Source organism: Comamonas sp. AG1104, from assembly GCF_003350425.1.
GTDB classification, from domain to species: Bacteria; Pseudomonadota; Gammaproteobacteria; order Burkholderiales; family Burkholderiaceae_C; genus Comamonas; species Comamonas testosteroni.
Genome location: NZ_QQAS01000001.1, coordinates 818,059 through 830,554, shown reverse-complemented (window position 1 = coordinate 830,554; position 12,496 = coordinate 818,059). Strand labels below are relative to the sequence as shown.

12 protein-coding genes are annotated in these 12,496 nt (G+C 58.2%); 3 read left to right on the top strand and 9 right to left on the bottom strand.

The features are described from left to right. Positions 1–42 precede the first annotated feature (42 nt). Together DFO48_RS03605 and DFO48_RS03600 are read left to right on the top strand one after the other, a co-directional pair. Positions 43–603, top strand: coding sequence for a recombinase family protein (locus DFO48_RS03605; protein WP_003055107.1), 561 nt, complete (start codon positions 43–45; stop codon positions 601–603). Positions 604–605: 2 nt separating this feature from the next. Beyond that, positions 606–3,575, top strand: coding sequence for a Tn3 family transposase (locus DFO48_RS03600; protein ID WP_088167154.1), 2,970 nt, complete (start codon positions 606–608; stop codon positions 3,573–3,575). Here the strand turns inward: DFO48_RS03600 and DFO48_RS03595 are convergent. From DFO48_RS03595 to DFO48_RS03560, 8 genes are all read right to left on the bottom strand, one after another. Continuing rightward, positions 3,572–3,967, bottom strand: a complete 396-nt coding sequence (locus tag DFO48_RS03595; protein WP_370449546.1) for an EamA family transporter — start codon at positions 3,965–3,967, stop codon at positions 3,572–3,574. The genes DFO48_RS03600 and DFO48_RS03595 overlap by 4 nt on opposite strands. A gap of 38 nt (positions 3,968–4,005) precedes the next feature. Continuing rightward, complete coding sequence (locus tag DFO48_RS03590) at positions 4,006–4,377, bottom strand: hypothetical protein (RefSeq protein ID WP_003055055.1); 372 nt, start codon at positions 4,375–4,377, stop codon at positions 4,006–4,008. Between the two features lie 59 nt (positions 4,378–4,436). Next, a complete protein-coding gene (locus DFO48_RS03585; RefSeq protein WP_114862550.1) occupies positions 4,437–7,580 on the bottom strand; it encodes an efflux RND transporter permease subunit in 3,144 nt (1,047 codons plus the stop codon). A gap of 15 nt (positions 7,581–7,595) precedes the next feature. Next, complete coding sequence (locus DFO48_RS03580; RefSeq protein ID WP_114862549.1) at positions 7,596–8,714, bottom strand: efflux RND transporter periplasmic adaptor subunit; 1,119 nt, start codon at positions 8,712–8,714, stop codon at positions 7,596–7,598. Next, entirely contained in the window at positions 8,711–9,202 is a 492-nt protein-coding gene (locus DFO48_RS03575) for a hypothetical protein (protein WP_034371214.1), read from the bottom strand. The genes DFO48_RS03580 and DFO48_RS03575 overlap by 4 nt, the downstream gene beginning before the upstream one ends. A gap of 116 nt (positions 9,203–9,318) precedes the next feature. Beyond that, positions 9,319–10,503, bottom strand: coding sequence for a TolC family protein (locus DFO48_RS03570; RefSeq protein ID WP_114862548.1), 1,185 nt, complete (start codon positions 10,501–10,503; stop codon positions 9,319–9,321). Between the two features lie 188 nt (positions 10,504–10,691). Next, positions 10,692–11,045: a hypothetical protein gene (locus DFO48_RS25385; RefSeq protein ID WP_034350255.1), complete on the bottom strand. Its 354-nt coding sequence runs from the start codon at positions 11,043–11,045 to the stop codon at positions 10,692–10,694. Between the two features lie 192 nt (positions 11,046–11,237). Next, positions 11,238–11,948: a cation diffusion facilitator family transporter gene (locus tag DFO48_RS03560; RefSeq protein WP_003062571.1), complete on the bottom strand. Its 711-nt coding sequence runs from the start codon at positions 11,946–11,948 to the stop codon at positions 11,238–11,240. Between DFO48_RS03560 and DFO48_RS25850 the strand changes: the two genes are divergently transcribed. Next, entirely contained in the window at positions 11,835–12,092 is a 258-nt protein-coding gene (locus DFO48_RS25850) for an integrase core domain-containing protein (protein ID WP_369346160.1), read from the top strand. The genes DFO48_RS03560 and DFO48_RS25850 overlap by 114 nt on opposite strands. Here DFO48_RS25850 and DFO48_RS03555 read toward each other — a convergent pair. Further along, positions 12,078–12,422 (bottom strand): DUF4148 domain-containing protein, encoded by a 345-nt coding sequence (locus DFO48_RS03555; protein WP_114862547.1) that lies wholly within the window; start codon positions 12,420–12,422, stop codon positions 12,078–12,080. The genes DFO48_RS25850 and DFO48_RS03555 overlap by 15 nt on opposite strands. Positions 12,423–12,496: the final 74 nt, after the last annotated feature.

Sequence of the window (12,496 nt, the reverse complement as noted above, 5' to 3'; positions counted from 1 at the left end):
GGTCATAGATTTCTTCCTGACACTTTCGTATTTGGAGGTATCTTGCAGGGTCAACGCATCGGCTACGTCCGGGTCAGCAGCTTCGACCAGAACCCGGAGCGGCAACTGGAGCATGTCGAAGTCGGCAGGGTGTTCACCGACAAGGCGTCGGGCAAGGACACCCAGCGGCCCGAGCTTGATTCGCTGCTGGCCTTCGTGCGCGAAGGCGACACCGTGGTGGTTCACAGCATGGATCGCTTGGCGCGCAACCTCGATGACTTGCGCCGCCTCGTACAAAAGCTGACCAAGCGCGGCGTGCGCATCGAGTTCGTCAAGGAAAGCCTGACCTTCACCGGCGAGGATTCACCGATGGCGAACCTGATGCTGTCGGTCATGGGGGCATTCGCCGAATTCGAGCGGGCCTTGATCCGTGAGCGGCAGCGCGAAGGCATCGCGCTCGCTAAGCAACGCGGAGCCTACCGAGGCCGAAAGAAGTCTCTGAGCGGTGAACAGATTGCTGAACTGAAACGGCGCGTCACGGCGGGCGAGCAAAAAGCGAAGCTGGCCCGTGAATTTGGTGTCAGCCGGGAGACCCTGTATCAATACTTGAAATTGGATCAATAAATATGCCTCGTCGTTCCATACTGTCCGCCGCCGAGCGGGAAAGCCTGTTGGCGTTGCCGGACACCAAGGACGACCTAATTCGACATTACACGTTCAGCGATACCGATCTCTCCATCATCCGCCAGCGGCGCGGGCCTGCGAATCGCTTGGGCTTTGCCGTGCAGCTCTGCTACCTGCGCTTTCCCGGAATCTTCCTTGGTGTCGATCAGGCGCCGTCTTTGCCCCTACTGAAACTGGTCGCCGACCAGCTCAAGGTCGGCGTCGAAAGCTGGGACGACTACGGGCAGCGGGAGCAGACCCGGCGCGAGCACCTGGTCGAGCTGCAAACGGTGTTTGGCTTCCAGCCGTTCACCATGAGCCACTACCGGCAGGCCGTGCACACGCTGACCGACCTGGCCATGCAAACCGACAAAGGCATCGTGCTGGCTAGCACCTTGGTTGAGCATCTGCGGCGACAGTCGATCATCCTGCCCGCGCTCAACGCCATCGAGCGCGCTAGCGCCGAGGCCATCACTCGCGCCAACCGGCGCATCTATGACGCCTTGGCCGAACCACTGTCGGACACGCATCGCCGCCGCCTCGACGATCTGCTCAGGCGCCGGGACAACGGCAAGACGACCTGGCTGGCCTGGCTGCGCCAGTCGCCGGTTAAACCGAACTCGCGGCACATGCTGGAACACATCGAACGCCTCAAGGCGTGGCAGGCGCTCGATCTGCCTTCCGGTATCGAGCGGTCGGTGCACCAGAACCGCCTGCTCAAGATCGCCCGTGAGGGTGGCCAGATGACGCCCGCCGACTTAGCCAAGTTCGAGCCGCAACGGCGCTACGCCACCCTCGTGGCGCTGGCCATCGAGGGCATGGCCACGGTCACCGACGAAATCATCGACTTGCACGACCGCATCCTGGGCAAGCTGTTCAACGCCGCCAAGAACAAGCATCAGCAGCAGTTTCAGGCATCCGGCAAGGCGATCAACGCCAAGGTGCGGCTGTTCGGGCGCATCGGCCAGGCGCTGATCGAGGCCAAGCAAGCTGGCCGCGATCCGTTCGCCGCCATCGAGGCCGTCATGTCCTGGGATGCCTTCGCCGAAAGCGTCACCGAGGCGCAGAAGCTCGCTCAGCCCGATGACTTCGATTTCCTGCACCGCATCGGCGAAAGTTACGCCACCTTGCGCCGCTACGCGCCGGAATTCCTCGACGTGCTCAAGCTGCGAGCAGCGCCCGCCGCCAAGGACGTGCTCGACGCCATCGAGGTGCTGCGCGGCATGAACATCGACAACACCCGCAAGGTGCCCGCTGATGCACCGACCAACTTCATCAAGCCGCGCTGGCAGAAGCTGGTGATGACCGACGCCGGCATCGACCGACGCTATTACGAGTTGTGCGCACTGTCGGAACTTAAGAACGCGTTGCGCTCGGGCGACATCTGGGTACAGGGTTCACGTCAGTTCAAGGACTTCGAGGACTACCTGGTGCCACCCGAGAAGTTCGCCAGCCTCAAGCAGTCCAGCGAATTGCCGCTGGCCGTGGCCACCGATTGCGACCAGTACCTGAGCGAGCGCTTGGAGTTGCTGGAAGCGCAACTTGCCACGGTCAATCGCATGGCGGCGGCCAACGACCTACCGGACGCCATCATCACCGAATCGGGCTTGAAGATCACGCCGCTGGATGCTGCGGTGCCCGACACCGCGCAGGCATTGATCGACCAGACGGCCATGATTCTGCCGCACGTCAAGATTACCGAGCTGCTGATGGAGGTCGATGAGTGGACGGGCTTCACCCGCCACTTCACGCACCTGAAATCGGGCGATCTGGCCAAGGACAAAAATCTGCTGTTGACCACCATCCTGGCCGACGCGATCAACCTGGGCCTGACCAAGATGGCCGAGTCCTGCCCCGGCACGACCTACGCCAAGCTCGCCTGGCTACAAGCCTGGCATACCCGCGACGAAACCTATTCGACAGCGCTGGCCGAGTTGGTGAACGCCCAATTCCGGCATCCCTTCGCCGAACACTGGGGCGACGGCACCACGTCATCGTCGGACGGCCAGAACTTCCGAACCGGGAGCAAGGCCGAGAGTACCGGTCACATCAACCCGAAATATGGCAGCAGCCCTGGGCGAACCTTCTACACCCATATATCCGACCAGTACGCGCCGTTCCACACCAAGGTGGTCAATGTCGGCGTGCGCGACTCGACCTATGTACTTGACGGCCTGCTGTACCACGAGTCCGACCTGCGCATCGAGGAACACTACACCGACACGGCAGGCTTCACCGATCACGTCTTTGCCCTGATGCATCTCCTGGGCTTCCGCTTTGCGCCGCGCATCCGTGACCTGGGCGACACCAAGCTGTTCATCCCCAAGGGGGATACCGCCTATGACGCGCTCAAACCGATGATTAGCAGCGACAGGCTGAACATCAAGGCTATTCGTGCCCACTGGGATGAAATTCTGCGGCTGGCGACCTCGATCAAGCAGGGCACGGTGACAGCCTCGCTGATGCTTCGGAAACTCGGCAGCTATCCGCGCCAGAACGGCTTAGCCATCGCCCTGCGCGAGCTGGGGCGCATCGAACGCACGCTGTTCATCCTGGACTGGTTGCAAAGCGTGGAGCTGCGCCGCCGCGTCCACGCTGGACTGAACAAGGGCGAAGCGCGCAACGCGCTGGCCCGCGCCGTATTCTTCAACCGTCTGGGCGAAATCCGCGACCGCAGCTTCGAGCAGCAGCGCTACCGGGCCAGCGGCCTCAACCTGGTGACGGCGGCCGTCGTGTTGTGGAACACGGTCTATCTGGAGCGCGCAGCACATGCGTTGCGTGGCAACGGGCATGCTGTCGATGACGCGCTATTGCAATACCTGTCGCCGCTCGGCTGGGAACACATCAACCTGACCGGCGATTACCTCTGGCGCAGCAGCGCCAAGATCGGCGCGGGCAAGTTCAGGCCGCTACGACCGTTGCAACCGGCTTAGCGTGCTTTATTTTCCGTTTTCTGAGGCGACCCCTCTTTGAACACAAACCACGCGAGAACGGCTGTCAGTACGCCCTCGGCGTTGAGCAGCAAAGATGCGTCGGTCGCAGCCATCCCAGACAAGCCTGTCATCAAAAGCAGCGGCCCCATCATGCCGCCTGCTATGACGGCTGCAGCCAACCACCCCATTTCATGCCGCTTCAGGGCGACTGCAGGAGCTTTCGTAATCAGCCTGTAGATCAGCAGGCCGATACCAGAGCCGAGGTAGAGAATGCCTGCCATCAACCAGGGACTGGCATGCTCCAGCAGCATCTTGACTGCTGGGGTACCTGCACCAAACAGAACTGCTGCGCTGAGTGCGGCCACAACTCCACGGTTTGCCAGAACATTCATAGCTACCTCGTCTTACCTATGCTTTGTCGAGCTGGGTATTACTTGACCGAAAAACGCACGGTGACAGTTTGGCCTTCAACGCCGGTGATTGCTGCAACAACTTTGCTGCCCTTGGCAACCTTGATACCTGTTGCTTCAAGTTTGTTGCCACCGGCAGGCTTGATGTCGGCTTCAGACTTTTCCGCACCATTGAGCACGGTCAGTTTTCCGCCCATCTTGCTCACGTCAGCAGGATCGTCGTGATCGATTACGTAGATGGCAGCACCATTGGCTTGTGGAACCAGTTCAAAGGACAGATCGCTGGCCGATTGGACAATGCCGCCGTGCTGAGGCTTGGCAGTGCCATGCGCGATGGCGTTCATGCTGATCAGAGAAAGGCCCAGGACAGCTGCAGACAGCAGTTTTTTCATAACTATTCCTAGCTAAAGCGAGGCGCATCAAGGGCTGCGCCTCAAAGCCCGTAATTGCTTTAAAACGCTTCTTGCTGCTCAGGCGTGCCTTCGGCTTCTGGATTTGAAGCCAGAAGCTTTTCGGTGGCCGTTCGACCAAATGCCAGGTACATCAGTGGAGTCAACAACGTATCTAGGAGCGTGGAGCTCACCAAACCACCGAAGATGACCACCGCAACTGGATGCAAGATTTCCTTGCCAGCAGCATCGGCAGACAGCAGCAAAGGCGTCAGGGCAAACGCAGCCACCAGTGCAGTCATCAGAACAGGCGTCAGGCGCTCCAGCGAGCCGCGGACAACCATGGACTGGCCGAACTGCTCCCCTTCAAACTTGCAGAGGTTGATGTAGTGGCTCACCTTGAGGATGCCGTTGCGAACTGCAATGCCTGTCAAGGTAATGAAGCCCACCATGGAGGCCACGGAGAGCGTGATTCCCGAAAGCCACATTGCAAGCACACTGCCCACCAGAGCCAACGGGATATTGGCCATGATGATCAAGGCCAGCGTCGTGGAGCGGTAGCGTGTGTAAAGCACCAGGAACACCAAAGCCAGAGACATCAGCGATAGCCACGCAATCTTCTGCGCAGCCTGCTCCTGAGCCTGGAACTGCCCCTCCAGAGAGATGGAGTTGCCTGTCGGCAGCTGGGTGCGATCTATCGCTGCGCGGATGTCACGCACGATACGACTCATGTCTGATCCATCCGTATTGGCATAGACCACGATGCGACGACGACCGTTTTCCCGGCCAATCTGGTTGGGTCCATCCGTCTCGGAGACCGTCGCAATCGCTGAGACAGGAATCCTGCCAGCCGGCGTGTCGATCAGGGTTCGAGCCAGGTCTTGCGGGCTCCGACCTTCATCGGGCAAACGCAACACCAGTTCGTAGCGACGAGGGCCATCCACGATCTGTGCACCATGAGCACCATCCGTCAGCGCTTGCAGCACACGAATAGCCTCCCCGGGAGCCAACCCCACCTGGGCGGCTTTCTGATGGTCAAGACGCACAGTAATCTGAGGAATCAGCACTTGCTTCTCGACGGTCAGGTCAACCAGGCCAGGGATGCTCGAAAGGCTTTGGCGCATCTGCTCGGCCAAACCACGCAGCGTGTCGGTATCGTCACCGGAAATTTTCAGGGCGATCTGAGCGCGGACACCAGATAGCAAGTGATCCAGCCGATGAGAAATCGGCTGGCCCACCGCGACTTGTGCGGGAAGCACAGACAGCTTTGCACGAATATCGGCCATCACGGCTTCACGATCACGCTCGCTGCGCTTCAGATCAACGTCGATCTCTGCAGAGTGAACCCCTTCTGCGTGCTCATCCAGCTCTGCGCGACCTGTTCTGCGCCCAACCTGGGTGACCTCGGGCACTTCCATGATCAAGGTCTCAGCCAAGGAGCCCATTCGATTGGCTTCTGCCAAGGACGTCCCCGGATTGAACACCATGCCCAGAACCAGAGAGCCTTCATTGAAGGCTGGCAGGAACGCTCTCGGGAAGAAGGGAACGCTGGCCAGTGCAATCACTACTGCAGCCAAGGCCGCAGCCATCAGTGCCTTGCTTCTTGTGAAAGACCAAGCCAGCAGCTTTTCATCCCATTGCTTGAGGCGTCTGACGATGGGGCTGTCGCCGTGATCAATGCGCTTCATTCTCGGCAAGAGGTAGGAACACAGTACCGGCGTCACCGTCATCGACACCAGCATGGAAGCCAGAATGGAGATGATGTAGGCGATGCCCAGCGGCGAGAACAAGCGGCCTTCGACGCCTGGCAGAGCAAACAGGGGCACGAACACCAGCACCACGATGGCTGTGGCATAGACGATGCCGGAGCGAACCTCCACACTGGCTTTGCGGACAACCTCAAGCGTCGGCGCCGGGTGCTCCAGCTCCCGGTTTTGCTTGAGTCTGCGCAGAATGTTTTCTACATCCACCACCGCATCGTCAACCAATTCACCAATAGCGATGGCAAGTCCACCCAAGGTCATCACATTGATGGATTGGCCCAGCCAGTGAAATACCAGCGCCGTGGCAGCCAGCGACAGCGGGATCGCGACTAGTGAGATCAGAGTGGTTCTGGCTGAAAGCAAGAAGGCAAACAGAACGATGGCGACCATGATGGCTCCATCACGCAGTGCCTCTGTCACGTTGCCAATGGAGGCTTCAATGAAATCCGCCTGTCGGAACAGGGCTCTGGGTTCGTTGATGCCTTCAGGACGGCCCTTGCTGAGTTCTCGAAGCGCTTGCTCGATGTCACGCGTCACGCGAACGGTATCGGCCTCAGGCTGCTTCTGAACGCTGACGATGACCGCAGGAGAGCCGTTGTAACCACCGTCACCGCGCTTCATGGCTGGAGCAAACCGGACATTGGCAACTTGCTCCAGGCGGATTGGACGGGCATCTCGCCAGGCCACGGCAGCGGACTGCAGGTCCTCGACCTTGTTGGTGCGCCCAATGTGACGGATCAGATACTCCTTGCTATTGAGGTCAATGAATCCACCGCCTGCATTGCCAGCAAACCCCTTGAGAGCCGTTTCCAGCTGAGAAAGGGTGACGCCGAACTGAGCCATCCGGGCGGTGTCAGGCTCCACACGCAATTGACGTACTTCACCCCCGATGGGAATGACTTGCGAAACCCCTTGGACCGCCAACAAGCGGGGACGCAGCACAAAGTCTGCATACTCCCGTGCCTGCATGGGTGTTGCGGCAGATGCGCCTTTTTCGCTCACATTCAAGGGCAGGGCCAGCAGCATGACCTCACCCATGATGGAGGACACAGGGCCCATCACCGGCACCACATCAGCGGGAAGTCGCTCGCGTACGAGCGCAAGCCGCTCCGCCACCAACTGGCGATTGCGGTAGATGTCAGTTCCCCAGTCAAACTCGGCATAGAGAATCGACAAACCGACCCCGGACATGGAGCGCACGCGAGTGACCCCCGGCATGCCATTCAATGCTGTTTCAATGGGGAAAGTCACCAACTGCTCGACTTCTTCGGGGGCCATGCCCCCGGCTTCGGTCAAAACAGTGATCAGAGGTTTGTTGAGGTCCGGGAAGACGTCAACAGGCGTTTTGACCGCCGTGATGATTCCGTAGACCATCAATATCGCAGCGAACGCCAGCACAAACAGCCGGTTATGCAGGCTGTTACGAACAATCCAGTTGAACATGTGTCACCTCACAGTTCAGCGGATTTGTGCGATCAGCGCCGCACCTTGAACCACGACCCGGTTTTCATCGCCAAGCCCCTTGGTGACGACGATCCGGTTCGCATCCAGCGCTTGGTACTGCACGGGTTGCGGGATATAGCGCTCTGCACCTGACTTGATCCAGACGACAGGCTCATTGGCAGGGTTGCGAGTAATCGCCTGTGCGGGAAGAACAAAGCCTTTGACACTTTGCTTGGAGTTGGCAATCACGGTGACAGGTTGGCCAATAGCAATCGGTAGCTGTTGAGTGCCATCGGACGCAACCGCCTTGAATGTCAATGGCAACACACCGTCGCGCAAGCTTCGACCAGCACCAATGAGCTCCAAACGGACTCCCGGCGTCGCTTTGATCGTTGCTGCACTGATGTTGGCTGCTAGAGCAGGATCGGCCGTTGTGGCCTCCACCATGACCTTGGCTGGATCGGTGATCTCAAACAAGACATCCTTGGATTCGACAACCTGGCCGAGCACCACATTGGCGCTGGCGATGACACCCGAAACCGGTGCGACAACGTTTTCCTTGGCTGCAAGACCGCCACCGATTGCGCTTTCACGTGCCCTCAGGCTTGCAAGTTCTGTCTGAGCTGCTTCAATCTCTTTGCGCGGGACAGTGCCTTCAAGCCCTTTAAGCCGCTCCACACGCTTTTGTGCGATTTCTCGGGCACCTCTGAGTTCGGCCAACTGGGCACGCTGTCCCGACAAGGCAAGTGGCTCTGCGTGATGGGCTACGACCGCCAGGACCTCCCCTTTACGTACAGTCTTGCCAGCGAACGGCAAGCCTTGGGCTCCGGCCTCGATCTTTCCGCCCACAACCGTCTGAACCAGGCCGCTTGCATTGGGGTCCGCAATGACTTTGGCGGGCAGCTCGGTGGTTGCGCTTGCTTCGGACATCAGGGCAATTTCCGTGCGAATTGCCAATCGACGCTGGGACAGCATGGGCACATTGACGCTGCCATCAGGCAGGCGACTCAAACCTGCTGCCGATGGAGTGGCCGAGGCCGTATCCAGATGCTCTCCGTTGGGGCCATGAGCGCCCGGAGAGGCTTGAGCCATGGTGACGGCCAAGACCGCAGACATGATGAAGATGCGTTTCATTGGGCGCCTCCCTTTGCTACCTTGCTGTTAGAGCCGCGGCCCAAGAGCCATCCCAATCCACCCACTGCGGCCAATGCGGCAATTGCCAATGCGCCAAACAGCAAAGCGTTTTCATCTCCATGAGCATGGGTGGCCTCAGCTGCAGCTTGGGTCGCCCCGACTTCCAAAGTGCCGTCCAGCAGGTCAGACTCTTTGCCGTCCAGAATCGTGATCACCAGCGCGTGTGACCCTTTCTTGCCGAGCTCTGCCAAGAACTTCTCGTCAGCCACTGCATAGTCACCCTGGTCCGAGTGATAAGGCGCAGCGGCTTTCAGTTGACCCAGCTCGACTTCCACCTTGGCTTGATCCACGGGCTCATTCGTAGCAAATCGATTAATGAACATCGAAAACTCGCCCCCCTGCAGACGACCAACCAGCTCGTAGTCTTCGGACTTAGCCTCGAACCTGGGTGCAGAAGAAGTGGCTCCTGCCGTGGGGGCAGCATCCAAATGCTCTCCATTGGGACCATGTGCACCAGGGGACGCCACGGCGATCCCCGTAGAAAGGGCGAAGCCGCTCAATAAGAACACGCGCTTCACAACGCAAGGAATAGAAAACGGGGAATTCATGGTAGCTGTCCGTAGGCTTGTTGAAGACGTGCACGTGCGAGGCCAAATGCAGCCTCCTGCCGAGCAGCGCTGTAGTCGGCTTGAGCTGCTGCACTGGCTGCGCGCAGAAGCTCTGGGAGCGATGTCTCGCCTGCATTGAAGGAGGCTCGAATCAGCTTGGCTCGTTCGTTAAGCAAAGAGGCTTTTTCACGCTCGGTCTGCAACTGCAACTGACTTGCCGCTGCTGCAGCCTTGGCGCTTTCCATGCGAGCAGACAACTGAGCACGAAGCACCTGTTCCTTGCGCTGAGCTATGTCCAGTTCGGTCAAGGCGGCAGCTTGCAAGGGTGCATTTCTATCGTCTGTGCCGAACGGAATACGCACAGCAAGGCCCAGGCTGTAGGCGGAACCCTGACCATGGCCTGGAATGTCTTGCCTGAACTTGGTGATCAGCTCTGGAGCACTGCGATTCGATTTGGCAACCAAATCCAAACGCTTACGTGCCAGGTCTACTTGTTGTTCTGCACGCAACAGTTCGGGATGCTCAGCCAACTGGCGAGGCGATGGGCTTTCAGCACTCGCAAACGTAGCGTCAGGTGTTTGGGCCAATCCTGTCAGGGCTGTCCACTGGCGCTTTGCTGCTTCAAGCTGGGTTTCAGCCTGTGACTGAGTTGCTTGTGCGCTTAAAAGCTCCCCCTTGGCTGCCAAGGCATCTGCTCTTGCCAGATCACCGGCTTTGACACGTTTATCCACGTCTGATGCGATGGCCGCAAAAGTGCTGGTCTGCTGCTTTGACAAAGATTGGCTGGCCTGCAACTCGGCAATCTGCCAATGCAACTCACGGACGACCTCTGCAACACGCAGTTTTCCCTCGGCTTCAGACAACTGAGATAGAGATGACAGCGAATCTGCGGCTTGTTGCTTGGCGCTTTTCTGGCCAGGAAGCCAGAGCGGCACCGCCAAAGCTACCTCAGTCTCACGAGCGCCATTGTTGCGTTGCAGGCGGTCATTGCGGTGGCTTAACTCCACCGAGGGAGGTGCAGCCCAAAGAGCGCTTGACGCTTTCTTTGCTGCGGTGGCCTGCCGAGAAATGCCTGCCGCCTCAGCAGACGCAACGGCGCGGTTCCAGGCCCCTTCAACGGCAGTCGCCAAGGTTGTTTTTTGAATGTTGCTGCTCGATTTTGGCGCAGCAACGCTTTCCATTGGCTGTGCGTACGACGTGCACGCCAACGTCAGCCCTGCAAGAATGCAGAGCCTCCATTTAATTTTGGGGTTCACAAAGCCTCTAAATGCTCTGGGTACATAGCAATACCGTCGCGAGGTACTGCGACAGATATGACATGCACGAACGAAGGGATGGCTTCAGACGGATGAAGCCGACCTAAAGAGAGCTAGGCTGTGAGTCTGGGAGGCCGTCGAAGACCTTCCAGGATCGGATGGGGGAGCATGGAATCGACGACCGGGCAGAGTGGAGAGCTTACCCAGTCGGGCACCGGAACACTCAAGGTGAAAGCTTCAACCGCTGCAGATGGCATCCCATTGGCCATCATGTGCAGTTTGGAGTCAGAGGAGTCATCGAGCTCCACGGCACCATCATCATGGTGGTGGTGGCCTTCCTCTTGAAGATGCATCGCCGCATGCTCAAGCGCTTCATGTGACGCGAAGACAGGCATCTGGCCAGCCACAGCAAGGGCTTGCCAGAAGACGCTCAGCATCACGAAGAACATGGCCAGACGGCGTGTCATAGTTCAGAAATTATATGTGGAAGGTATCTCCCACAATCTTTGTGGACGCTGCGAAATTGTTTGACGCACGGCCAGACCAGTATTGCTCATACTGACTGAATTTGCGTAACGCTTCCACTGAGGCAAAAAGCTGCCGCTCAATGAAAAGTCACGAGAGTCTGCTTCCGGCGAAAGCAGCGGCCAAGCAAATGCTTATATGAGTGCCGTTGATGAGTTCAGTGGATTCACTTCCACTGAAACATGCGCTAACTCCTCATGAATAGTGACAAGTTGGCGGATGTAGTCAGGGGTGACTTCAGAGTTTCCTTCTACGGCAATGACGGCGGCATATTTCCCTTTGCCCACCCGCCAAACGTGCAGGTCCGTGATGACAGCCCGATATGGACCTTCGGCGATGGATTCTCGAATTTCTTCGGCCACTGGTGCATCCATCTCGGCATCCAGCAAGACTCGACTGCTATCACACAACAGACCCCACGCCCAAATGGCGACTAGAGCCGCACCGACGATGCCCATCAAGGGGTCCAGCCAACCAAAACCCCAGTGTATTCCACCCAGCAAAGCAACGATGGCTAGCACCGAAGTAGCGGCATCCGCAAGGACGTGAAGATAGGCTGAACGCAAGTTAAGGTCGCCATGATCTGAGTTGTCGTCGTGGTTGTGCCCATGGTGATCATGGCCATGATGCTGATGCTGATGGACTAAGGGCCAGAGTTCCTTGCCCACGCAGTAAAGCGATGGGCGCAGAGCAAGGGTAGGAACCTTCGCCACATTCAGCGAGGCACGCCGATCCAGAACGCTTACGTCGAACGCTTCAACAGGTCCTGCCGAACGGAGGTGCTCGACTGCGATGTCTATGGATCCGTACAGGAAGTCCGGTCTAGGAACGAGGGCTGGCAGCATTTTTACAACCACTATCGTTTGCACGAATCGTTGAGCCGAAGACCGCCGGTCGCGTATTTTGTTAAAAGTTTCACCAACCTCTGCTTTTATGTCACACAGGAAAGCGAGGGGGCTTCACACTCAGCGTGTTTAGTTCGCAGTTGATTGCATGCGAGCATCCCGTTCAGCTGTTGTTTCATTACGCATTTCGTTGATAACTTGCTCGCGGGTTTTGCTCGATCCAGTCTCGGGAGTACCACGTGGGAAATTGCTTTCACCGTAAGAAAGGCGGCCTTGCTTCATGGCGGCTTCAGTCTCGGCCTTGACTTGAGCTCGGGTTTTCTGGCTTACAAAGTGCTCCGGATGCACGATCACGCCTTGTTCATTGTTGGCTGGATGCTCATAGCCTGCGGACGCAATTCCAGGAAGAGCCAGTGTGATAACAGCAGCAACGCTTGCGAGTACAGAGGAAATGGAGATGCGGTTTTGAGACATGGTTGGCTCCTAAGAAAGTTGATGAACACATCTCCTGGGCCTTGATCAAGGTGAGGAGAAGATGGGTTGATCTT